The 22,632-nt window shown below is 73.0% G+C and carries 22 protein-coding genes and 1 other RNA gene; 9 read left to right on the top strand and 14 right to left on the bottom strand.

Translation table 11 applies throughout. The features are described from left to right. Positions 1-18: 18 nt before the first annotated feature. Positions 19-1,665 carry an alkaline phosphatase D family protein gene (locus AB0M16_RS13895; RefSeq protein WP_365342290.1) on the bottom strand — a complete coding sequence of 549 codons (1,647 nt, stop codon included), beginning with the start codon at positions 1,663-1,665 and terminating at the stop codon, positions 19-21. 102 nt (positions 1,666-1,767) lie between these two features. On the opposite strand from AB0M16_RS13895, the gene AB0M16_RS13890 reads away from it, so the two are divergent. Beyond that, a complete protein-coding gene (locus AB0M16_RS13890; RefSeq protein WP_365342288.1) occupies positions 1,768-2,547 on the top strand; it encodes an SDR family oxidoreductase in 780 nt (259 codons plus the stop codon). Between the two features lie 299 nt (positions 2,548-2,846). On the opposite strand, the gene AB0M16_RS13885 is transcribed toward AB0M16_RS13890, so the two are convergent. Genes AB0M16_RS13885 through AB0M16_RS13875 form a run of 3 tightly spaced genes read right to left on the bottom strand, consistent with a single transcriptional unit; the run spans position 2,847 to position 5,286 of the window. Then, positions 2,847-3,350, bottom strand: a complete 504-nt coding sequence (locus tag AB0M16_RS13885) for a hypothetical protein (protein ID WP_365342286.1) — start codon at positions 3,348-3,350, stop codon at positions 2,847-2,849. 2 nt (positions 3,351-3,352) lie between these two features. After that, on the bottom strand, positions 3,353-4,795 hold the full coding sequence (locus AB0M16_RS13880) for a hypothetical protein (protein WP_365342284.1): 1,443 nt from the start codon (positions 4,793-4,795) through the stop codon (positions 3,353-3,355). A gap of 50 nt (positions 4,796-4,845) precedes the next feature. After that, positions 4,846-5,286, bottom strand: coding sequence for a hypothetical protein (locus AB0M16_RS13875; protein WP_365342282.1), 441 nt, complete (start codon positions 5,284-5,286; stop codon positions 4,846-4,848). Positions 5,287-5,477: 191 nt separating this feature from the next. On the opposite strand from AB0M16_RS13875, the gene AB0M16_RS13870 reads away from it, so the two are divergent. Continuing rightward, positions 5,478-5,642: a hypothetical protein gene (locus AB0M16_RS13870; RefSeq protein WP_365342280.1), complete on the top strand. Its 165-nt coding sequence runs from the start codon at positions 5,478-5,480 to the stop codon at positions 5,640-5,642. Positions 5,643-5,838: 196 nt separating this feature from the next. Here the strand turns inward: AB0M16_RS13870 and rnpB are convergent. Continuing rightward, an RNA gene (gene rnpB, locus AB0M16_RS13865) (RNase P RNA component class A) lies at positions 5,839-6,237 on the bottom strand. A 137-nt stretch (positions 6,238-6,374) separates the two neighbouring features. Here rnpB and AB0M16_RS13860 point away from each other — a divergent pair. Then, positions 6,375-7,115, top strand: a complete 741-nt coding sequence (locus tag AB0M16_RS13860; RefSeq protein ID WP_365342361.1) for a MerR family transcriptional regulator — start codon at positions 6,375-6,377, stop codon at positions 7,113-7,115. Continuing rightward, entirely contained in the window at positions 7,112-7,948 is an 837-nt protein-coding gene (locus AB0M16_RS13855) for a hypothetical protein (RefSeq protein WP_365342277.1), read from the top strand. The genes AB0M16_RS13860 and AB0M16_RS13855 overlap by 4 nt, the downstream gene beginning before the upstream one ends. On the opposite strand, the gene AB0M16_RS13850 is transcribed toward AB0M16_RS13855, so the two are convergent. Beyond that, complete coding sequence (locus AB0M16_RS13850; protein WP_365342275.1) at positions 7,893-9,335, bottom strand: RNB domain-containing ribonuclease; 1,443 nt, start codon at positions 9,333-9,335, stop codon at positions 7,893-7,895. The genes AB0M16_RS13855 and AB0M16_RS13850 overlap by 56 nt on opposite strands. Positions 9,336-9,431: 96 nt before the next feature. Here AB0M16_RS13850 and yaaA point away from each other — a divergent pair, with 96 nt between their 5' ends. Next, positions 9,432-10,199 carry a peroxide stress protein YaaA gene (yaaA, locus tag AB0M16_RS13845; RefSeq protein WP_365342273.1) on the top strand — a complete coding sequence of 256 codons (768 nt, stop codon included), beginning with the start codon at positions 9,432-9,434 and terminating at the stop codon, positions 10,197-10,199. A 527-nt stretch (positions 10,200-10,726) separates the two neighbouring features. Then, complete coding sequence (gene eda / locus AB0M16_RS13840) at positions 10,727-11,353, top strand: bifunctional 4-hydroxy-2-oxoglutarate aldolase/2-dehydro-3-deoxy-phosphogluconate aldolase (protein ID WP_365342271.1); 627 nt, start codon at positions 10,727-10,729, stop codon at positions 11,351-11,353. Between the two features lie 23 nt (positions 11,354-11,376). Here eda and AB0M16_RS13835 read toward each other — a convergent pair whose 3' ends face one another. The 5 genes from AB0M16_RS13835 to AB0M16_RS13815 form a co-directional block, all read right to left on the bottom strand. Then, entirely contained in the window at positions 11,377-12,177 is an 801-nt protein-coding gene (locus tag AB0M16_RS13835) for a GNAT family N-acetyltransferase (protein WP_365342269.1), read from the bottom strand. 57 nt (positions 12,178-12,234) lie between these two features. Continuing rightward, entirely contained in the window at positions 12,235-13,887 is a 1,653-nt protein-coding gene (locus AB0M16_RS13830; protein ID WP_365342267.1) for a bifunctional RNase H/acid phosphatase, read from the bottom strand. Next, positions 13,887-14,630 carry a C4-type zinc ribbon domain-containing protein gene (locus tag AB0M16_RS13825; RefSeq protein ID WP_365342359.1) on the bottom strand — a complete coding sequence of 248 codons (744 nt, stop codon included), beginning with the start codon at positions 14,628-14,630 and terminating at the stop codon, positions 13,887-13,889. Before AB0M16_RS13825 ends, AB0M16_RS13830 begins: the two co-directional genes overlap by 1 nt. Then, on the bottom strand, positions 14,627-15,445 hold the full coding sequence (locus AB0M16_RS13820; RefSeq protein WP_365342265.1) for a Nif3-like dinuclear metal center hexameric protein: 819 nt from the start codon (positions 15,443-15,445) through the stop codon (positions 14,627-14,629). The genes AB0M16_RS13825 and AB0M16_RS13820 overlap by 4 nt, the downstream gene beginning before the upstream one ends. Before the next feature lie 126 nt (positions 15,446-15,571). After that, complete coding sequence (locus AB0M16_RS13815; RefSeq protein WP_365342263.1) at positions 15,572-16,612, bottom strand: iron-siderophore ABC transporter substrate-binding protein; 1,041 nt, start codon at positions 16,610-16,612, stop codon at positions 15,572-15,574. Between the two features lie 359 nt (positions 16,613-16,971). Here AB0M16_RS13815 and AB0M16_RS13810 point away from each other — a divergent pair, with 359 nt between their 5' ends. Next, a complete protein-coding gene (locus tag AB0M16_RS13810) occupies positions 16,972-18,132 on the top strand; it encodes a hypothetical protein (RefSeq protein WP_365342261.1) in 1,161 nt (386 codons plus the stop codon). A gap of 50 nt (positions 18,133-18,182) precedes the next feature. Next, positions 18,183-18,326: a hypothetical protein gene (locus tag AB0M16_RS13805; RefSeq protein WP_365342259.1), complete on the top strand. Its 144-nt coding sequence runs from the start codon at positions 18,183-18,185 to the stop codon at positions 18,324-18,326. Positions 18,327-18,443: 117 nt separating this feature from the next. Here the strand turns inward: AB0M16_RS13805 and AB0M16_RS13800 are convergent, their stop codons facing one another. From AB0M16_RS13800 to AB0M16_RS13790, 3 genes are all read right to left on the bottom strand, one after another. After that, positions 18,444-19,388 carry a 3-oxoacyl-ACP reductase gene (locus AB0M16_RS13800; protein WP_365342257.1) on the bottom strand — a complete coding sequence of 315 codons (945 nt, stop codon included), beginning with the start codon at positions 19,386-19,388 and terminating at the stop codon, positions 18,444-18,446. 143 nt (positions 19,389-19,531) lie between these two features. After that, entirely contained in the window at positions 19,532-20,608 is a 1,077-nt protein-coding gene (locus AB0M16_RS13795) for a Zn-dependent alcohol dehydrogenase (RefSeq protein WP_365342255.1), read from the bottom strand. Positions 20,609-20,754: 146 nt separating this feature from the next. Further along, complete coding sequence (locus AB0M16_RS13790; RefSeq protein ID WP_365342253.1) at positions 20,755-21,612, bottom strand: MaoC/PaaZ C-terminal domain-containing protein; 858 nt, start codon at positions 21,610-21,612, stop codon at positions 20,755-20,757. Between the two features lie 300 nt (positions 21,613-21,912). On the opposite strand from AB0M16_RS13790, the gene AB0M16_RS13785 reads away from it, so the two are divergent. Then, positions 21,913-22,578, top strand: a complete 666-nt coding sequence (locus AB0M16_RS13785) for an ATP-binding cassette domain-containing protein (RefSeq protein ID WP_365342250.1) — start codon at positions 21,913-21,915, stop codon at positions 22,576-22,578. Positions 22,579-22,632 lie beyond the last annotated feature (54 nt).

Below are 22,632 nucleotides of genomic sequence, written 5' to 3'. Positions count from 1 at the left end.
TTTCCTAGATTACGCGTGTCAGGCGGGCGTGAGCCCCGGCCTGCCGGCCTCTGTGACGAACGAGGCGGCCGTGACGACCGGCGCGCCCGGCGTGGTCACCGAGGCGACCGTACGGAAGTCGGCGCGGGCGCTGTCCTCGCCGAGGGCGACCGTCACGTAGCCGCGTCGGCCGTCGTAGAAGCGCAGGTGCGGGTTGGCCCGGGTGAGGGCGTCGTGGTTCGAGGGGCGCTCGGAGCCGTTCTTGCCGCTGCTGACGGAGGTGGCGACGATCTCGGTGCCGACGGTCCGGGAGGACGGGTCGCGGAAGTCGTCCTTGATGTCGAGGCCGTAGGCGACGTGGACGTCTCCGGTGAGGACCATCAGGTTCTCGACGCCGGCCGCCGCCGCCCCGGCGAGGACCCGCCGCCGGGAGGCCGGGTAGCCGTCCCAGGAGTCCATGGAGAGCTTGTACGCGGCGGTGGGCACGCTGCGGCGCTCGGAGAACACGACCTGCTGCGGCACGACGTTCCAGGTGGCGCGCGAGGCGCGCCAGCCGTCGAGCAGCCAGCGCTCCTGGGTGGCGCCGGTCAGGGTGCGGGCCGGGTCCTCCGACTCGGGCCCCGGCGTCTGCCAGCCGTCGCCGTACGCCTGGTCGGAGCGGTACTGGCGGGTGTCGAGGATGTCGAACTGGGCGAGCCGCCCGAAGCGCAGCCGCCGGTAGAGCTTCATGTCGGGGCCGGCGGGCCGCTGGGGCCGGCGCAGCGGCTGGTTCTCCCAGTAGGCGCGGTAGGCGGCGGCCCGGCGGATCAGGAACTCCTCCGGCGGGACGCCGTTCTCGGGGACGTCGCCGGCGTAGTTGTTCTCGGTCTCGTGGTCGTCCCAGGTGACGGCGAACGGGTGGGCGGCGTGCGCGGCCATCAGGTCCGGGTCGGACTTGTAGAGGGCGTAGCGCAGCCGGTAGTCCTCCAGGGTGAGGGTCTCCCGGTCGAACACGTCGGGCAGCCGGCGGTCGGTGTAGGCGCGGGCGCCGCCGGTGGCGTTCACGGCGTACTCGTAGAGGTAGTCGCCGAGGTGGAAGACGACGTCGAGGTCCTCGTCGGCGAGGTGGCGGTGGGCCGTGAAATAGCCGTCGTGGTAGGCCTGGCAGGACACGGCGGCGAGCTTCAGGCCCGCCGGGCGGGCGCCGGGCGCGGGCGCGGTGCGGGTACGGCCGACGGGGCTGCTCCAGTCGCCGACGAGGAAGCGGTAGAAGTAGGCGCGGCCGGGCGCGAGGCCGTCGGCCTCGACGTGGACGGTGTGGTCGAACTCGGGATGCGCGAGGGCGGTACCGCGCCGCACGCCCCGCGTGAACCGCTCGTCGTGGGCGAGCTCCCACCGGACGGCGAGGCGCGCGTCCCCGGGCAGGCCGCCACCGGCCTCGTACGGGCGCGGCGCGAGCCGGGTCCACAGGAGCGCGGAGCCGGGCTGGGGGTCACCGGAGGCCACCCCCAGGGTGAACGGGTTCTCGGTGATCTTGCGGCCGTCGAGCTCCGCGGCGGCGGCCGTGCCGGCGGACGGCAGGTTCACGGCGAAGGCGAGCGCCGCCGCCGCGCCGGTGCCGGTGAGGAACCTGCGGCGCCCCAAGTGCCTTGCGACTGCGCGCAGTTCATGGGCGTACGCGTCGGTGCGGGCCGGTGTGCGAGTCATGTACCCCTCCCCAGACGGTTGTTGTCCGTCGGGTATTCGAGGGGGGCGGGACGACCTCACGTTGTCGGGTACAGAACATCCACGTGTCGGACGGATGAGTTCATGGGGCACACGTCTGCCGTACGCTGCGCGCCCATGAGCATCGCAGTGGTGACGGGAGCCGGATCGGGCATCGGCCGGGGCGTGGCACGGGCCCTGGCGGAGGCGGGCTGGCGGGTGGCCCTCGCGGGCCGCCGCGGGGAGGCACTGGAGGAGACGGCCGCGGCCTTCCCCGACCGGGACGCCTCCCTGTGCGTCCCGACGGACGTGACGTCCGCCGACCAGGTCGCGTCCCTGTTCGAGGCGGTACGGGGCCGGTGGGGCCGGGTCGACCTGCTCTTCAACAACGCCGGCACTTTCGCCGGCGGCGGCGTCCCCGTCGAGGACCTCGACCCCGGGACCTGGCGCGCCGTCGTCGACGTCAACCTGACCGGCTCGTTCCTGTGCGCGCAGGCCGCCTTCCGCACGATGAAGGACCAGTCCCCGCAGGGCGGCCGCATCATCAACAACGGCTCGATCTCGGCGCACGTGCCGCGCCCGCACTCCATCGCGTACACGGCGACCAAGCACGCGATGACGGGCCTGACCAAGTCCCTGTCCCTGGACGGGCGCCCGTACCGGATCGCCTGCGGTCAGATCGACATCGGCAACGCGGCCACGGACATGACGGCCCGCATGCAGACCGGCATCCTCCAGGCCAACGGCGAACTCGCGGTGGAGCCGGTGATGGACGCGGCGGACGTGGCCGCGACGGTGGTGCACATGGCGGGCCTGCCGCTGGAGGCGAACGTGCAGTTCGCGACGGTGATGGCGACGACGATGCCGTACATCGGGCGGGGCTGAGGGCCCCGCGGAGGCCGCGTCGGCGGGGGCCGCGCCCGCCGGGACGCGCGAGCCGGGGCCGGAACGGCGAAGCCCCCCCGAGGCGGGGGCTTCGATGTCGAGTGACAGACGAGTCGGGCTGTACGCCGGGTTCTGTTCCGCCCAGGGGCGATCTGCCGGTCACCTCCTCGCCTCTCCCGGCGTGGGAGGTCGGGTCGTGAGCGGGTGGGGCACTCCGACCCGGCGTTCACGCTCCGGACGTACACTCACTCATGTCTGAACCGTACCTTCGCGCCGAGAGCTCCGGGCCGGGAAGGCGATCAGAAGGCGTGGAGGTACACCCTCGCTTTGCCGCCTGCCGTGTCGTACACGTAGACGTCGATCCACTGGACGCTGTTACGGCGATGGTCCTTCACGCATGGCGGGCACACCCCTGCCCAACGGGCACCCTTCAGCGTCTGCGGCTCTGGCAGCCCCAAGTGCCCGAAGAGTTCCTGATCCGGAGGGAGATCCGCTGCCTTGGTGCGGAGCGGCTTCTCTGTGCGAAGGTCTTCCGCGATCTGGACGGCCGTGTTCGCGTCGGTGACGAAGGAGAGGAGGTAGACGTCCTCCTGCGGGTTCGCCTGAACCGCGCCGTTCACTTCCGTCGCGCCCGCCGGCACGCCGACCTTCATGAAGTCGGCGGCCTCGGGCGCGCCGGCTCCCTGCTCCCAGTACGGGTAGGGGTCGCGTGTGGCGCGGTCTCGGTCGGATGTGGAGCAGGAGCTCAAGAGCAACGAGGCGGCCAACACCATCAGTAGGCGTCGAGTGGTCTTGTCCGACATCTTCACCTGTTCTCTTCATCGCCTCGCGAGACGTCCCCGCGTCCGCCATCGCGACCGGGGTCCGAGGGGTTCACCGTAGGCGGTGTGCCGCTGTTCATGTCGTGGCTGAACTTTGAGCTGCTGCCTCGCATGTCGAATTCCTGAGCGAAGCCCACCTTGTGCAACCGGCCCATCTCGTCGTCCGAGATGCTGATGAGACCGTCGGCGAAGGGCGTGGACTTGCCCTTGTCCCAGTTGTAGCGGTCCCAGACGTTGACCTGGTAGTCGAGGGAGACGGTGGGCTTGCCGTCCGCGCCTGGGCTGACGGTAACCATTCCGGAGATGTTCTGTTCGTGTGCGCCGACCGCGTGGTACCACTCGTCGTTCGTGAAGTCGGTTCCCTCGTGGTCACTCTCGACCGGGATGACGACCGTCTTGTCGCCCCCGGCCTTCGCGAACGCGTCGAGCGCCTGCTTGCGCCACGCCTCCTGGTTGTCGGCGATGTGGTTCGCTTCGATCTCAGCCCTGAAGTGGGGGTCGTCGTGCAGGATTCTGTCCACGTCGAGGTTCAGTGGCTCACCAGAGGCATGCAGGTAGTGCAGCATGTTGCGGGAGGCCGCGTTCTCTCCGGCGGCGTCACCGGCCGTCGCGATGGCCAGGGCCCTGGCGTGGAACCACAGGTCCTGGGGCGTGGGATCTTCCACGTCGAACTCGCCTGATCCGGGGTCGGGGGAGTGCCACTGGTACAGCGAATCCATGACGCCGGCCGCTCGGAGTTCGTCGCCCTTCTCCTTCAGCAGGATGCCGCGGGTGACCGGGTCGAGGCTGCGCCACCACGCGGGGACGTCCTTGCGGTCCTTGGGCATGTTCGCGGCCTTGCCGGCCTCCTCCAGGGACGGGTAGGGGCTGACCTGGTGGCTCCGGTTGAAGCCGTTGAAGGTTCCGTCCATGGGGTCGGAGTCGAGGACGGCGGCGTCGAGGGCGAGGTGGATGCCGTCGTCGGCGTCGGTGACCGCCTTGACCGCCTTGACGAGCCGTTCGGCCCACTCGTTCGCCTGGGTACGGGCGGCCTGCTGAAAGTCGGGGTCGTGGACGTAGGCCGTGCGCTCGTCCTGATTGAGCCGCTCCGTGTCGAAGGCGACCGTGCCCTGGTCGGAGACGCGCATGCCCGCCTTGACCGCCTCGTCACGGATCGCCTTGAGGCGGTTGCGCAGGTCGGTGAGCTGGGTGTGCGCGTCACGCAGGATGCGTGCGACTGCCTTCGCCTCTTTCTGCGCTCCTTGGAGTTCCTTGAGGGTGATGGTGAACCTGGCGTTGGCGGCGTTCGCGCTCAGTCCGATCCAGGACTCGCCGAGCGAGACGCCGTGGACGTCCTTCTCGTACTGGTCCTCGAGCGTCTTGAACTTGGCGGCCATCTCCTCCCACGTGCCTGCGGCGGCGGTCAGCGTGGACAGGTCGGTGCTCATGGCTTCGTGATAGCTCGGCATGACTCCCCTGAGACCGGTCTACCGGCCCGTCAGATGCCCTGGATCCGCGACTGGCGGGCCAGCCGGGCGGCGATGTCGAGTTCGTTGTTCTGTACGCTGATGCCGGTCGCGCTGAGGGCCTGCTTCTCCGAGGACAGGCGCCCGAGCAGCATCTTGACCTGCTTCTCCCACGCCTCGTGGGCTCTCTTCAGCGCACCGGAGGTGTCCCATCCGTGGCCGTCCTTCGCCCCGAAAGCCCTGACCGCAGCATTCGTGGTCTCGGCCGCGTGCTTGCCGTCCCTCGCGACCCCAGGCTCCAGGTCGTCGTCGATCGCCTTCGCCGCCGCCTTCTTAGCCGCTGGGCTGGAGGCCATGTCCGGCTCGCCGGCACCGCCACCTCCCGCAGTCGGCGCGAGCTGGTTCAGCCGCATCGACGCGGACGGCCCTGCTGCCGCGCCTGCCTTGATCTGCTCCCATTCGCCCCAAGCCATGGATCTCCCCCGTTGGTAGTCCCTTAAGTAACTTACGGAACGGGGGCCGCGCACAGAAAGTTAGATCGGGACAGAGGGCGTTGGAGTGGCTGAATCGCGCCGCGGCTGGTGCACGCTCCTGGAACTGTGCGGGTTCGCGGGGTCAGGACCGAGTGGCTCTTGTTCCTGGAGATCGGACCTGGCCACCCTTGATGGGAATCTTTGAAATCATTTCAAAGAGCGTCATCACCCTGTTCGCTCTGGACGAGCTCGGCCGGCGCGAGGACTCCGGGGGTCTCGGTGATCTCGACGACGAGCGTTGCGACCCGCCGCATCATGGGTACATTCCCACCGAGCGCCCGCAGGCCGCGCGCTGAGGCCAGAGGAACCTGATTACCCAGGTCCGAGGCGCCCTCCGCGCCCCCGCGCCAGGGATTTTTCAGGGACTTTCAGTGTTGTCCGAGGGACTTCCGAGGGTCTTTCCGCCGCCCAACGCGGCAAGCCACCGAAAGACCGGAAAGGGCCTCCGACGCAGGTCAGAGGCCCTTTCCGAGGCAAAGCCCCAGGTGGGGGCAGACGAGTCGGGCTGTACGCCGGGTTCTGTACCCCGGGACCTCGCGGTCGTCGGGGTGACGGCCATCCATCTAGGACCGGCGTTGCCGCCGGCCTCGTGCGGTCTACCCGCGAACTCGGGCGGGCAGCCCTCGATCGTCCGCGCAGGGACACCGAGGTGTCCCCTTTTGACCTTGCTCCTGGTGGGGTTTACCGAGCCGCCTGAGTCACCTCAGGCGCTGGTGGTCTCTTACACCACCGTTTCACCCTTACCGAGGACCGAGGTCCCCGGCGGTCTGTTTTCTGTGGCACTGTCCCGCGGGTCACCCCGGGTGGCCGTTAGCCACCACCTTGCCCTGTGGAGCCCGGACGTTCCTCGGGAGGATCCGAAGATCCCCACGCGGCCGCCCGCCCGGCTCGTCTGCCGTGCCGACCATGCTACCTGCCGAACCGGGCGGAGCTGGTCGGAGGAAGTCCGCCGTCTTCAGGCCGAAGCCGAAGAGCTCCCTTGACCTTGTCGCAGCGTCAAGGTTTCTACTGGAGGCATGACCAGGGGCATGCGGATCGGCGAGGTCGCCGGGCTCGTCGGGGTGACCCCGCGGGCCGTGCGGCACTACCACCGGCTGGGGCTGCTGCCCGAGCCGGCGCGGCGGGCGAACGGGTACCGGGAGTACGGGGTCCGGGACGCCGTGCTGCTCGCTCGGATCCGGCGGCTGACCGAGCTGGGGCTCGGGCTCGACGAGGTCGGGGACGTGCTCGCGGACGACGAGGGGCGGGAACTCGTGGAGGTGCTGGAGGAGCTGGACGCGGACCTGGGGCGGCAGGAGCGGGTGATCCGGGAGCGGCGGGCGCGGCTCGCGGAGCTGCTCGGGGAGGCACGGGCCGGACGGCTGACGGCCGACGGGCCCGTGTCGCCGGAGCTGGCCGGGCTGTTCGCCGAACTGGGCGACCTCGCGACGGCGGCCGCGTCGCCGATGGCCGCGAAGGACCGGGAGCTGCTGACGCTGCTCGACACCGTCGTGGCGGACGAGGAGCGGGACAGGCTGATCGAGCTGATGCGCGGGGCCGCCGGGCAGGCCTCCGAGATCTACGGGCGCCTCGACGACCTGGCCGAGGCCGCGGTGGACGACCCACGGGTCGCGGAGGCGGCCGCGGCACTCGCCGCCGTGCTGCCCGGCGAGGCAGGGATCGAGGTTCCCGAGGGCGGTCTCGCCGACGTGTTCTTCGGCGACCTGGCCCCCGCGCAGGCCGCCGCCGTGCGGCACGCCCTGCGTCTCGTGGCGGAGCGTGCGCGGTGAGGCGGGCGTCGACCTGGTTCGCGTACGCCCTGCTGCCCTTCGAGTTCGTGCTCGTGGTGTGCCTGGTGGCGGGGGTGCGGATACCGCCGGCCGTCCTCGCCGGTGCCGAGGCGGCCGTGGGCCTGCTGCTGCTCGCCAACGGCCTCGCGTACCTGCGGCTGCGGCGGCGGGGGCTGTCCGGCCGGCAGGCCCTGTGCGCGCTCGCGCCGGAGCCCGCGCTGCGGCTCGTCCGCCATGAGCTGCGGCTGATGGGCGGCCTCGGCCGGTGGGTCGCGCGGCGGCCGCACGGGGTGGGCGAGCCGGGGGCCGAGGCGTTCCCGCACGCGCGGGACCAGGCCGCCCTCATGTACGGCTTCGCCTTCGTGTGCGGCGTCGAGACCATCGGGATGTCGTACCTGCTGGCCGACTGGCCCGTCGTCCACGCGATCGTGCTCGTCCTCGACGTGTACACCGTGCTCTTCGTGCTCGGACTGCACGCCGCCTCCGCGACCCGCCCGCACGTACTGACGGCTGACGCGCTGCGGGTGCGGCAGGCGGCGCACGTGGACGTGCGGATCCCGCTGGACCGGATCGCCGCCGTCCGGCACGAGTCGCTCTTCACGCACGAGAAGAAGGACGACGAGCTCGATCTGACCGTCGGCTCGCAGACCTCCCTCACCCTGGAGCTCACCGAACCGGTCGACGCACCCCGGCTGCTCGGCGCGCCCCGCCCCGTGCGGACGGTACGGCTGCACGCCGACGACGCCAAGGCGCTCCACCGCGCCCTGACCCAGGCCCTCACGCGGGCGCGAACTGCACCTTCGCCCGTCCCGGATCCGCCTGCGTCAGTCTGACCCGCAGCCGGTCGCCGAGCGGCAGCGGCGCCCCGTCGGCGAGCACGCGGCCGATCACCGCGGGATCCTCCAGGTGCACGGTGCCGACATCCGGTTCGTGCTCCTTGACGTCGATGACGACCGAGTCGAAGGTCTCGCCGACGCGGTTGCTGAGCAGCGCCTCCTCGACGATGTCGACGCTCTCCCGCTCGGCCTTGTTGGCGAGCTTCGCGCCCTTCTCCATGTCCCGGGGCAGACCGTCGAGGGCGCTCAGCACCCACTCGGGCGGCGCCGTGCCGGCGACGGCCGCCAGGCACAGTTCGCCCGCGTACCGGTCGACGAGCCGGCGCAGCGGCGCGGTGCAGTGGGTGTACTCGTCGGCGACGGCGGCGTGGACGGCGGGCGAGGGGGTGTGCCCGCCGGTGAAGGGGGTGTAGCCGGAGCCCTTCAGGAGGGCCGTCGCGTCCTGGAGGAAGGCGGCGTGGCGGCTGTTGTGCGGATCGAGGCCGCGGATGAGCTCCGCGTACGAGACGTGGTGGGGCCAGTCGATGCCGAGGGCCTTCGCGGAGAGTCGCAGCCGGGCGACGGCACCGTCCGGGGCGGGCGGCAGCGTGCGCAGGATGCCGGTGCCTGCGGCGATCATCAGGTCGGCCGCGGCCATGCCGGTGAGCAGGGAGATCTGCGCGTTCCAGCCGTCGACGGGGTGCGGGGCGCGGTACGCGAGGGTGAAGGTGCCGTCGGCCTCGACGACCTCCTGTTCGGGCACGTTGAGGGAGACTCCGCCGCGCTCGACCTCCAGCGCCTCGCGGAGCCGGCCGACGTACGGGAGGAGGGCGAGCGGCTCCTCGGCGGTGCCGCCGTCGATCTGGGCCTGGGCGCCCGCGTAGTCCAGCTTGGCGCGGCTGCGGACGAGGGCGCGGCGCACGTCGGTGTCGACCGTGCGCCCCTCGGCGTCCAGGTCGAAGCGCCACACCAGGGCGGGCGCGGTGTTGCCGGGCAGCAGGCTCGCGGCGCCCTCGGAGAGCACGGCGGGGTGCAGCGGCACCTTGCCGTCGGGCAGGTACAGGGTCGTCGCCCGCCGGTGCGCCTCGGCGTCGATCGCGCCGCCGGGCCTGACGAAGGCGGCGACGTCGGCGATGGCGTAGTGGACGCGGTAGCCGCCGTCGGCGCGGCGGGCCAGGTGCATGGCCTGGTCGAGGTCGCGGGAGGCCGGCGGGTCGATGGTGAAGAAGGGGATGTCGGTCACGTCGTGGTCGGGGAGGTCGGGCTCCCTGGCCGCCTGCTCGGCCTCGACGATGACGGCGGGCGGGAAGGCCTCGGGGATCCCCAGCTCGGTGCGGAGCGCGCGCAGGGCGGCCCGCAGCGGAGTGTCCGCTGCGGCGGTCACGTGAACGTGGCGGCGGGGCATGGACCGAGCGTATGGCGGGGCCCGGTGCCCGGCACCTCGTACGCTGGCTCTCTGGGGCCGCACCCCCACCCCCCGTACGTACGAAGGAGAACCGCCGTGCTCGTCCTGTTGCCGCCCTCCGAAGGAAAGGCCTCCTCGGGGCGCGGGGCGCCGCTCAAGCCGGAGTCGCTGTCGCTGCCCGGGCTGGCGGAGGCGCGGGCGGCGGTCCTCGACGAGCTGGTCGAGCTGTGCGTCGCCGACGAGGAGAAGGCGCGCGAGGTGCTGGGCCTGAGCGAGGGCCTGCGCGGCGAGGTCGCCAAGAACACCGAGCTGCGGACCGCGGGGGCGCGGCCCGCCGGGGAGATCTACACCGGCGTCCTGTACGACGCCCTCGGCCTGGCCACCCTCGACACGGCCGCGAAGCAGCGGGCCGCCCGCTCCCTGCTCGTCTTCTCGGGCCTGTGGGGAGCCGTCCGGGTGACCGACCGGATCCCCTCCTACCGCTGCTCGATGGGGGTGAAGCTGCCCGGCCTCGGGGCGCTCGGGGCGCACTGGCGCACGGCGATGGCCTCGGTGCTCCCCGAGGCGGCGGGGGACGGTCCGGTCCTCGATCTGCGCTCGTCGGCGTACGCGGCGGCGTGGAAGCCGAAGGGGGAGCTCGCGGAGCGGACGGCGACGGTACGGGTCCTCCACGCGCCGACCCGCAAGGTCGTCAGCCACTTCAACAAGGCGACGAAGGGCCGCATCGTCCGCAGCCTCCTGGAGGCCGGGGCACGGCCGGCGGGCCGCGCGGAGCTGGCGGAGGCGCTGCGGGACCTGGGGTACGTGGTGGAGGACGGGGCGAAGGCGGGAATGCTGGACGTCCTGGTGGACGAGATCCACTGACCGACGGGCCCTGACACCCGGGGCCTGACATCCGGGACGTGACACCCGGGACGTGACACCCGGGACCTGACATCCGAGTCCTGACACCCGGGACCTGACACCCGCGACCTGACACCCGGGACCTGACATCCGAGTCCTGAGGCCCGGTGCCGCGCGCGGTGCACGGGGTGGTGCCGAGCATCCCGGGCGCCAGGCACTTGGTCCCGGCGCCCCGGGCACCTGGCTCCGGATCCGGGATCCGGGATCCGGGATCCGGGATCCGGGATCCCGGCCTCTGCGCCACCAGGCACCTCTCACCGCATACGGCCCCGGATCTCGTATCCCGGATCCCGGATCCCGGATCCCGGCACCGCGGACGGGATCCGGGGCCGCGCGCCGGGGCACCTGTCACGAGGCAACCGGCGCCCGGCCCCTGGCACCGCATCCGGCACTCGACGCTGCGGGCGGCCCCGCGAGCGACGGACGGCGCATTGCAGCATGCGCAACGCTCGTTGCAGGTGCCGCTCACCGTCGGCAGGATGGGCGGCATGACGAGCGTGCTCGACCTCGCCCCCGCCGCCCCCGTCGTCCCGGTCGTCGTGATCGAGGACGTCGCCGACGCCGTGCCGCTGGCCCGCGCCCTCGTGGCCGGAGGGCTGCCCGCGATCGAGGTGACCCTGCGCACCCCGGCCGCCCCGGCCGCGATCCGGGCCATCACGGACGAGGTCCCGGAGGCGCTCGTCGGCGCGGGTACGGTCGTCTCGCCGGCCGGCGTCGCGGACGCGGTCGGCGCGGGGGCGCGCTTCCTCGTGAGCCCCGGCTGGACGGACGGACTGCTCGACGCGATGCGCGGCTCGGGCGTCCCCTTCCTGCCGGGCGTGTCGACGACCTCGGAGGTGGTGGCCCTGCTCGAACGCGGCGTGACGGACATGAAGTTCTTCCCGGCCCAGGCCGCGGGCGGCATCCCGTACCTGAAGTCGCTCGCCGGCCCGCTGCCCCAGGCCCGCTTCTGTCCCACCGGCGGCATCACCCTCGCCTCGGCCCCGGCCTACCTCGCCCTCCCGAACGTCTCGTGCGTCGGCGGCACCTGGATGCTCCCGGCGGACGCGCTCGCGGCCCGCGACTGGGGCCGGGTGGAGGCACTGGCGAGGGAGGCCGCGGGGCTGGCCGGCTGAGCCGCCGGCCCGCTGACCTCCGATCAGTCGAGCGCCACGGAGGAGTGGTCGCCGATGGGGCGGTAGCCGAGGCGCTGGTGCAGCGCGTTGCTCGTCGGGTTCGCCACGTCGGTGAAGAGCAGCACCTGTGCGGCGCCTCCGTCGAGGGCGGACCGGCTGACCGCACTGGTCACGGCTCCGCCGTAGCCCCGGGCGCGGTGGGCGGGCGGGGTGCAGACGGGCGAGACGCGGGCCTGGCCCGCGACGAGCCGCGACACACTGGCCATCGCCACGGCCCGCCCGTCCACCTCCCAGAGGTGGAGCCGGCCCTCCTTGACGCGGGCCTCGACGTTCGCGGTGTAGTCGGCGTCGGGGTCCTCCCCGACGTCCCGGGCGAACTCCCGCATCCAGGTGAGGGCGAGCGGCACGTCCCCCGGCCCTGCCACGCGCGGAGCGCCCGGCGGCGCGGGGTGCGGCGGAGTGAGCTCGCCCAGCCGGAACAGGCGCAGTCGGCGAGTGGTCCGCCAGGACCGGCCGGTTGCCCGCGCGTACGCCTCGACGGTCCGGGACTCGCCCCGCACCTCGGTCACTTCGCCGCCGTCCCACAGCGGCTCGGCGGCCGGCGCGCGTGCGGCGGCGTCCGGCATCACCCCGAGCAGCAGCACGCCCGCGGGCGCCCCGACGACGAAGGCCCCGCCCACGTCCCCGTGCTCGCCCCACCAGCCTCGCGGCCCGGTGGTTTCCAGCATGCCGAGCAGCGTGGTGTTCCGCGCCGGATCGGCGGCCAGGCGATCGTGGACGACATCCCGGAAGACCGCCGGGTCCTCGGTGAAGTGCCAGCTCATACAACGATGTTGGTACGCTCGCCCGCCCTGATCCAGCCGATTTCGGCGTGGACCCGGCTAGCGCAGGTGCGAGGTGTCGTTGAGGAGCCGTACGGACGCGTTGCCGTCCGCGTAGTAGGCGACGGCCGAGACCGACGCCGCCGACAGCTCCATGCGGAAGAGGGACTCCGGCGGGGCGCCGAGGGCGAGGCGGATCAGGGTCTTGATGGGGGTCACGTGCGTGACCAGGAGGACGGTGCGGCCCGCGTACGCGGTGGTGAGGCGGTCGCGCGTGGCCGCGACGCGGCGGGCCACGGTCGCGAAGCTCTCGCCGCCGCCGGTCGGTTCGGCCTTCGGGGAGGCCAGCCAGGCGTCGAGGTCGTCCTTGTACCGCTCGCGGACCTCCCCGAAGGTCAGGCCCTCCCAGGCGCCGAAGTCGGTCTCGCGGAGCCCGTTCTCGATCCGCACGTCGAGGCCGAGGCGGGCGGCGACGGCCTCGGCGGTCTGGCGGCAGCGGGTGAGCGGCGAGCTGACGATCTCCTGGATCGTGCCGCGCGCGGCGAGCGCCGCGGCCACGGCCTCGGCCTGCCGGCGCCCGGCCGGCGACAGCTCGGGGTCGGCGCCGCCGCTCCCCGAGAAGCGCTTCTCGGGAGTCAGCGCCGTCTCGCCGTGCCGCAGCAGCACGAACGTCGCCGGCGCACCCATGTCCGGCCCGGCCCAGCCCTGGGCGGGCCGGGCGGGGGCGGTGAGCGGGGCCGCGGCCGGGGCACCCGCTCCGGCCGTGGCCGCGGACGTGCCTGCGGGCGCCGTACGGGCCGGAGCCGCAACGCCCGTCGCGGTCGCGGCCGGGGCACCCGCGCCGCTCGCCACCGGGGCCGCGGCGCCGGCGCCGGCCAGGGTCGAGTCCGGGGCCGGTGCCAGGGCCGGGGAGGAAGCCGGGGCCGGCGCCGCAGCGCTCGTGCCGGCCCTGGCGCGGGCGGCGTGGCCCGTGGGGGCGTTTCGGCCCGCCTCCGCCTCGAAGTCACCCGTCGCGGCCTCGCGGTCGGCCGCCGCCGCGGCGGCGAGCGACGCGCGCGCCCGGGCGCCGAGCGCCTCGTCGGGCGTGAAGAGGGCGTCGTCCGCACCGGCGGACGAGGGACCCGCGGTCGACGCGCCCCCGGTCGCGGCACCCGGGGTCGGCGCGCCCGCGCCCGCCAGGGCCGCGCGGGCCTTGGCCGCGCCCGCCGTCGCGTCGCCGGCGGCGCTGCGGGCGGCGGCGCGTGCGGCGGTGTGGTCGACGGCCGCCGTCGAGGCGGACGGCGACCACTGCTCGCCCCGCCGCCCGGCGTCCATCGCCTCGTTGGCCAGTCGGTCCGCGTGCTTGTTGCGCTCACGCGGGATCCACTCGTAGCGGACCCGGCCCGCCGGGAAGACCCGGCCGGCCTCCGCGGCCAGCGGCTTCATGTCGGGGTGCTTGATCTTCCAGCGGCCGGACATCTGCTCGACGACCAGCTTGGAGTCCATGCGGACGTGGACCATGGCGTCCGGGAAGAGCTCGAAGGCCGCCCGCAGGCCGGCCACCAGGCCCTTGTACTCGGCCACGTTGTTCGTGGCCACACCGATGAACTCGGCCCGCTCCGCCAGGGTCTCCCCCGTCGCGGGGTCCAGGACCACGGCGCCGTAGCCGGCGGGTCCCGGGTTGCCCCGGGAGCCGCCGTCGGCCTCGACGATCAGCTCCCTCGACGTCGTCATTACAGGCCGGACTCCGAGGTACGGACCAGGATCCGGCGGCAGTTCTCGCAGCGCACGACCGTGTCGGCCGCGGCCGCGCGGACCTCGTTGAGCTCGGTGATGTTCAGCTCGATGTGGCAGCCCTCGCACTTGCGCTGGTACAGCCGCGCCGCGCCGACCCCGCCCTGCTGCTCGCGCAGCTTCTCGTACAGCTTCATCAGGTCGGCGGGGACGGAGCCCGCCACCAGCCCGCGCTCCTTGGCGACCGAGGCGCTCTCGGCGTCCAGCTCGGCCTGGGCGGAGTCCCGGCGGGCGGTCGCGTCGTCGGCCTTGGCCTGGACGGCGGAGACCCGCTCGGTCAGCTCGGCGACCCGCTCCTGGGCGGACTCGCGGCGCTCCATGACCTCCAGGACGATCTCCTCCAGGTCGCCCTGGCGCTTGGCGAGCGAGGTGATCTCGCGCTGCAGGTTCTCGAGGTCCTTCGGGGAGGAGACGGCACCGGAGTCGAGGCGCTGCTGGTCGCGGGCGGCGCGCTGGCGCACCTGGTCGACGTCCTGCTCGGCCTTGGTCTGCTCGCGGGCGCAGTCGCTCTCCTCGGTCTGCGCGGCGACGAGCAGGTCGCGCAGCTGGGTGAGGTCCTTGTTCAGCGACTCGATCTCGGCGTGCTCGGGCAGCGACTTGCGCTTGTGCGCGAGCTGCTGGAGGCGCACGTCCAGGGCCTGGACGTCGAGGAGTCGGATCTGGTCGGCGGGCGCGGCGTTCAGTTGGGGGCTCCAGAAGAGGTGTGGTGGGAGGACCAGGGGTCGGTGACCGTCTTCGAGACGTGGACGCGGAGGTCCCAGCCGTGACGGTCGGAGATCGTGTCGAGCTGCGCGGCGGCCTGCTCGCACCAGGGCCATTCGGTGGCCCAGTGAGCGGCGTCGACGAGCCCGAGCGGTGAGTGCTGGGTGGCCTCGGAGACGGGGTGGTGGCGCAGGTCGGCGGTGAGGAAGGCGTCCACGCCGGCCGCCCGCACGGCGTCGAAGAGGCTGTCGCCCGAGCCGCCGCTGACGGCGACCCGGCGCAGCACCATGTCGGGGTCGCCGGCCACCCGGATGCCCTGCGCGGTGGCGGGCAGCCGCTTGGCGGCGCGGGCGGCGAACTCGGCGAGGGTCTCCGGGTGGTCGAGCTCGCAGATCCGGCCGAGGTTGTTCTCGGGGACGAGCGGTCCGGTGACCCGGAGGTCGAGGGCGCCGGCGAGGGCGTCGGAGACGCCCGGGTCGGCGGTGTCGGCGTTGGTGTGCGCCACGTGGAGGGCGATGTCGTGCTTGATCAGCGTGTGCACGACGCGGCCCTTGAAGTGCGAGGCGGCGACGGTCGTCGTCCCGCGCAGATAGAGCGGGTGGTGGGTGACGATCAGGTCGGCGCCGAGGGCGATCGCCTCGTCGGCGATCTCCTGGACGGGGTCGACGGCGAGGAGCACGCGGCGGACCTCGGCGTCGGGGTCGCCGCAGACGGTGCCGACGGCGTCCCACTGCTCGGCCCGCTCGGGCGGCCAGAGGGCGTCGAGCTCGGCGATGACTTCAGACAGACGGGGCACGGAGGAAAGGCTACCTGTCCTCCGTGCCCCGCCGCCCTGGCCTGTGGACGACGCCGGGCGCCGCCACCACGGGGCCGCCCCTGTGGACAACCCCCCTGCGGGACGCCCCCGGGCGGGTGACGTGCCCTACTTCTTCACGAGGTCCGCGCGCAGGTCGTCCAGGACGCTGTTCGCCGCCGTGACGCCGAGTCCCAGGTACCAGGTCTCGTCCGGGACGTCCTTCGCCCGGCCCGCCTTGACGGCCTTGAGGTTCTTCCAGAGCGGGTTGGCCTGGGCCGTGTCGCGCTTGGTGGCCTTGGCGTCGCCGTAGACGCCGGTGAAGATCCAGTCCCCGTCGGCCTGGTCGATCTTCTCCGGGCTGACCTCGACGGCGAGGTCGTTCACCTGCTGGTTCGCGGGCCGGGGCAGGCCCGCGTCCTCGAGGATCGTGCCGATGAAGGAGGCCTTCGCGTAGAGGCGGATCTTGCCCGGGAGGTAGCGGACCATGGAGACGGTCGGCTTGTTCGGGCCGATGTCCTTGCCGAGCTGCTCGGCCTTCGTCTCGTACGCGGCGAGCTTGGACCTGGCCTCGCCCGTCCGGTCGAGGGCCGCGGCGTTGAGGAGGTAGTTCTCCTTCCAGGTGAAGCCCGGACGGATGGAGAACACGGTGGGGGCGATCTTCGACAGCTCGTCGTACTTGTCGGCGGCGCGCAGCTGGCTGCCGAGGATGAGGTCGGGCTGGAGGTTGGCGATCGCCTCCAGGTTGAGGTTGTTGATGGTGCCGACGGACTTCGGGTCGCCGGCGTCCTTCTTCAGGTAGCCGGGGATGCCGTCGTCGGCCTCGGAGGGTGCGTAGCCGACGGGCTTGATGCCGAGCGAGACGACGTTGTCGAGCTCGCCGACGTCGAGGACCACGACGCGCTTGGGGGCGGCCGGGATCTCGGTCCTGCCGAGGGCGTGGGTGAGGGTGCGCGGGAACTGACCGGGCTTGGCGTCCGTGCCCATGGCGGCCGTCTTGGCGGCGGCGTCACCGAAGTCCTTGCCGCCGACGGCGACGTCCTTCTTCTTTCCGCCCTCGTCCTTCTTGGCACCGTCCGAGGAGCCGTCACCGCCTCCGCAGGCCGCGAGGGTGAGCGCGGCGGCGAGGCTGAGGGCGGCGGCAGCGGTGCCGCGGCGGCGGAGGGACATGCGGGTCTCCTGTACGCGTACGGGTCGGGCGTTCGGACAAGCGTGCGTGCGGCCGAATGCGCGGCGGCCGGCCGGCCCGTCACCCGCCCGGCCGGACCGGTCGGACGAGCGACCGGAGGCGGTGACGGGGCGGGCGGGCGCGGCCGGGTTCGGGAAAACGGCAGCTGGCGACCGGTCAGCGGAGCCACAGGTTCCACTTAGGGTCGCCTTACCTTACCTACCCTGCGCCCCACCAGCACAACCCGCCCCCACCCCTGTGGAGAACCGCCGGACGGCCACCCTTTGGGGTGAAGTGGGATGGCTCGTGTTGTTCGGCTGGAAGTGCGAAAACTAGCTTCGTGGCCGGAGGTGACGAGCTGATGACAGCCTGTGCCATCGAGACGGCCACCGGGGACGGCGACGCCCTGTGGCCGACGCCGGCCGGACGGGGAGGCCCGCAAGGCCCGGAAGGCTTCACGATCACCGCGAACGGCGCCTACGCGGCGCGGCTCGCCGGTTCGGGGGACGCCCTGTACGTGGAGCGCTGGACGCTGGACGGCCCCGAGCCGTACGCCGTACCGCTCCCCCTCGCCCAGCCCGAGGAGCCGGGCGCGCTGCTGTGCCCGCTGGCCGACGGCCGGGTTCTGATCGGCCGCGCGGTGGACGGGCACCGGTACACGTTCTCGCTGCTCTACCCGACCGGCCCGGAGACCGGCGAGCTCACCCTGGGCGCCGTCGAGGCCCCCGGCCCCGGCCGGCTGGTGCTGCTCCCGCCGTCGCCGGACGGCATCTGCGCGTACGCCATGTGCGTCGGCGCGGACACGACCACGCTGTGGCTGGTGGCGGGCGGGGCCTTCGGCCCGGAGCAGGTGGCCGAGATCAAGGGCCGCTGCACGGGCGGGGTCTGGCTCGACCGGACGGGGCGGATACTGGCCCTCGACCGGCAGCTCGACGACGGCCCCGTGAAGGCGGTCGCGATCGACCTGGAGCGCGGCGGGGAGGCCACGCCCCTGCTCCAGATCACCGAGGACAGCCACGACCGGCTGCTGCTCGCGGACCCGGACAGCGGGCTGCTCCTCATCCGCTCCGACGCGCCGTCTCCGGGGCACGACCGGCTGGGCTGGGGGGTCCTCGGGAGCCTGCTGCCGGTGCGCTTCCCGGACTGCCTGCGGCTGGACGACGCGGCCGTGACGCCGTTCGCGGTGCAGCCGGGGCAGGTGCTGATGCCGGAGAGCTGCGCGGTCGCCCTGCGGATCGACGCGGCGGCCGGCAGCTGGGTGGGCGTGTGGCGGCCCGCCCGGCGCCGGATGCGCCACCTGGCCGTCCCCGCCGGCTGGCTGGCCGGCGCGGGCCTGTGGACGGCCGCCGGGGTGCTGCGCCTGCCGTACGCGACGGCCGACGCGCCCTGTGGACTCGCCGCCCTGGAGGAGCCGGACGAGCTCCCTCCGGCGGAGGCGGAAGCGACCGCTCAGGAGCCCAAGGTGTGCCGGCCGGTGCCGTTGCAACAGGCTCCGCTGACGGACCGTAAACCTGCTGGTTAGACTCTCCGGGCCGCACAAGCAAGAGCGACGACTACGGGGTGAGTTCCACCATGACCACGACGGCCATGTCGGACAGCAGGACGAACGTTGAGGAGCCGAACGGCTCCGGCAAGCACCGCGGTCCGGCCGCGCCGGCGGAGGACTCCTCGTCCTCCCCGCACGGCCGCCACCGGCGCGAGCCCGAAGCGCAGTAAGACTCCTGTGTACAGGCGAACGGCCCCCGGACGAGCAGTCCGGGGGCCGTTCGCCTTCCCCACCACACCCCCATGTGGTCGATCGGTGAGCCCCCTCGGGCCTCGGGCCGCGGTCCGTCAGCCCTTCTTGAGGCCGAGGACCTCGGCGGCCGCGAAGGTCTCCCCCGCCGGCCGGGCCGCGTAGTGCGGGGTGAGCAGCCCGTCCAGCTCCTCGTACGTGAAGGCGTCCTTCGCCGTGTCGAACTTGGCGGCCACCTTGGGCCGGTCCACGATCGCCACCATGCCGCCGTGGACGACGAGGAGCTGCCCGTTGACGCCGGCCGCCGCCGGGGAGGCGAGATAGCCGACGAGCGGCGCCACGTGCTCCGGCGACAGCGGGTCGAGCTCGTCCTCGGCGGTCGGCTCGGCGAAGCCGGCGAAGACGTCCTCGGTCATCCGGGTGCGGGCCCGCGGACAGATGGCGTTGGCGGTGACCCCGTACTTGGCGAGGGCCAGCGCGGTGGAGGTCGTGAGACCGACGATCCCGCCCTTGGCCGCCGCGTAGTTGGGCTGTCCGGCCGAGCCGGCGAGGAAGGCCTCGGAGGAGGTGTTGACGATCCTGCCGTAGACGCCGCCCTCGCCCGCCTTGGCCCGGCCACGCCAGTGCACGGCCGCGAAGTGGGTCGTGTTGAAGTGCCCCTTGAGGTGGACCCGGATCACCGAGTCCCACTCCTCCTCGCTCATCGAGAAGACCATCCGGTCGCGCAGGATGCCCGCGTTGTTGACCAGGACGTCCAGCTTCCCGAACTCGGTGACGGCCAGGTCGACCAGACCGCGGGCGGTCTCGAAGTCGGAGACGTCGCCGAGGTGGGCGACGGCCCTGCCGCCGGCGGCGCGGATCTCGGCGGCGACCTCCTCGGCCGGGGCCGCGGACGCCTCGCCGGAGCCGTCGCGCCCGGGCTGCCCGTAGTCGTTGACGACCACGGCCGCGCCGAGCCGGGCCAGTTCCAGGGCCTCGGCCCGGCCCAGACCGCGACCGGCGCCGGTGACGATCGCGCTCAGGCCCTCAAGAGGGAGTGACATGGAAGATCAAGTCCTCTCAGCGACTCTTGGATCCACAATGTTGGATCCCACATCCGGACATCTGATCCCGGAGGCCGGATCCCGGAGATCGGATCCCGGAGATCGGATCCCGGAGATCGGATCCCGGAGATCGGATCCAGTGGTCAGATCTCGATGCAGGTGCGCAGCGCCACACCCGTCCGCATCTGCTCCAGCGCCTCGTTGATCCCCGCGAGCGGCACCCGGTGGGTGATGAGGGACGCCAGGTCGATGCGGCCGGCCCGCCACAGCGCGATGGCCCGTTCGTACGAGCGGAGCACGTCCCCGCCGCCGTACATGGACGGCAGGATCCGCTTCTCGTCGAAGAACAGCTCGAACATGTTGAGCTGGAGGTGGTCGTCGAGGGCGCCCGCGCCGACGACGCAGAGGGTGCCGCCGCGCCGGGTCGTCTCGTACGCCGTGCGCGCGGTGGCGGACCTGCCGACGACCTCGAAGACGTAGTCGAAGCCCTCGCCGCCGGTGACCCGCTGCTTGGCGTCGGCGAGCGCGTCGGGGGCGACGGCCTCGGTGGCGCCGAAGCGGAGGGCGGCCTCGCGCCGGGACTCGACCGGGTCGACGGCGACGATCTGGGCGGCGCCCTGGAGCTTGGCGCCCTGGATGGCGGAGATGCCGACGCCGCCGCAGCCGATGACGGCGACCGACGAACCGGCCTCCACCTTGGCCGTGTTGATGGCCGCGCCCAGTCCGGTGGTCACGCCGCAGCCGATGAGTGCGGCGATGTCGAAGGGCACGTCGTCGGGGATCGGGACGGCGCAGCCGGCGTCGACCACGACCTCCTCGGCGAAGGTGCCGGTCCCGGCGAAGCCGAAGACGTCACCGCCGGGGCGCTTGAAGTTGGGGATGCTGGCGTTCATGAAGCCGGCCAGGCACAGCTGGGTCTGGCCGCGCTTGCAGGACGGACAGCTGCCGCAGGCGGGCAGCCAGCACAGCAGCACCCGCTGCCCCTCGCTCAGCCCGGCGACGCCGTCGCCGATGTCCACGATCTCGCCGGCGCCCTCGTGCCCGGGGACGAAGGGCGCGGGCTGCGGCAGGACGCCGCTCATGGCGGACACGTCGGAGTGGCACAGGCCGGTGGCCCGCACCCGGATCTTCACCTTGCCGGGGCCGAAGCCCACCGCCTCGACGTCGTCGAGGACTTCGAGCTTGTCCTGGCCGATCTCGTGCAGTACGGCTGCGCGCATGGTGCGGCTCCAATCAGACGATCTGGCGATCGGTGCGGTGAGGCGGCGGGCGCCGGACGGTCAGGCCCCGACGGTCAGGCGCCGGACGTCGCGTCGTACGTCGGGCGCCGGGCGTCGTGCGTCGTGCCGTTCGACGGCGTCGGGCGTCAGGCGTGGTCCACGACGGTGTCGGCGAGTACGGGGGCGTCGTCGCGCTCGACGGCGCTGACCGCGACCTGGATCCGGCCCTCGCCCTGGCGCCACATCCGGATCCGCAGGGTCTCGCCGGGGAAGACGACTCCGGCGAAGCGGGTGCGGTAGGAGCGGACGCGGGTGACGTCGCCGTCGAGGAGGGTGTCGACGACCGCCTTGAGGGTCATACCGTACGAGCACAGGCCGTGCAGGATCGGCCGGTCGAAGCCCGCGAGCTTGGCGAACTCGGGGTCGGCGTGGAGCGGGTTCCAGTCGCCCGAGAGGCGGTAGAGCAGGGCCTGCTCCTCGCGGATGGGCCGTTCGGCGGTGGCGTCGGGCGCGCGGTCGGGGACGTCGAGGCGCTCGGAGGGGCCGCGGTCGCCGCCCCAGCCGCCCTCGCCGCGGACGAAGATCTGGGCGTCGCTGGTCCACAGCGGCCCGTCGGCGTCGGCGGCCTCGGAACGGAGGACCAGGACGGCGGCCTTGCCCTTGTCGTAGACGGCGGCGACGCGGGAGGTGGAGACGGCCCTGCTGGAGACCGGCAGGGGGCGGTGCAGGGTGATCGACTGCCCGCCGTGCAGGACGGCGGCGAGGTCGATGTCGATGCCAGGAGCGGACAGACCGCCGACGACGCCCATGCCGGCGCCGGCGACGGTGGCGAAGCTGGGCAGGACGTGGAGCCGGGATTCGAGGGTGTAGCGCAGCTCGTCGGGGTCGGTCGCCGGGACGCCCGCGCCGAGGCCGAGGTGGTAGAGCTGGACGTCCTTGTGGTCCCAGCCGATCTCCGCGCTGCGGGGCTCGGCGGCGACGGCCTTGGCGGCGTCAATGGGCATCGCGTTGCTGCTCCTTGGTGGCCTGAGGGGGCCCTGGCAGGTGAAGACCTCGGCGCGGCCGTCCGCACCGTCGACCGCGCCGAGGCCGTGCGGGACCGAAGGAGGATCGCGAAAGTGAAACGCGTTCCAGTTCGGTGACCCATGTATAGCGGAGGGCCCGGTGGTTGTGAACCCTCCTGACGGAACGTCAGAAGTGGTGTCGCGTCTCGCGGGGCAGGCCGGACCCAGGACATTTGTCACGGCCAGGTCCGTACACCTGAGCCTGCCAGGCCCCCGCCCCCGCTCCGTAGTTTCGAGGGCATGAAGACAGCAGCAGCAAGGACCGCCGGGCAGGCGGTCGCCGACGGGACCGCGGTCGCCTTCACCGGGGTCGCCCGGGCCTTCGGCCAGGTCCGTGCCGTAGACGGCGTCGACCTCACCATCCGCCGCGGCGAGACCGTCGCCCTGCTCGGCCGCAACGGCGCCGGCAAGTCGACCACCATCGGCAACCCCGAGCTGATCGTCCTGGACGAGCCGACCGCCGCCCTCGACGTCGAGGCCCGCGAGGCCTTCTGGGACTCGATGCGCGGCTACGCCCGGCGCGGCGACGCCGTCCTCTTCTCCACCCACTACCTGGAGGAGGCCGACACCCACGCCGACCGGATCGTCGTCCTGGACGCCGGGCGGATCGTGGCCGACGGCACGAGCGAGCAGCTCAAGCGGGCGACCGGCGGCAACGTGGTCTCCTTCGACCTGGCCGGGATGCCGACCGAGGGCCTGACCGGGCTGCCCGGGGTCACCTCCGTGGAGATCCGCGGCAGCCGCGCCCACCTGCGCAGCGACGACTCCGACGCGACCGTCCTCGCGCTGGCCGCGAGGGACGCCGTACGGAGCCTGGAGGTCGCTCCGGTCTCCCTCAACGACGCCTTCCTCGCCCTCACCCGCGAGCCCGCGCACGCCGCGGTATCCATGGGGGCAGCGGTCTGAAGGGCCTGGCCGAACGCGTCGCTGCGGCGGGCGGCGCGCTGTCCTCGGGCCCGG

Origin of the sequence: Streptomyces sp. NPDC051921 (genome assembly GCF_040680975.1) — a bacterium.
In the GTDB taxonomy this organism is placed as follows: domain Bacteria; phylum Actinomycetota; class Actinomycetes; order Streptomycetales; family Streptomycetaceae; genus Streptomyces.
Note: the sequence above shows the minus strand (reverse complement) of the source record. Positions and strands in the feature narration are given on the sequence as shown.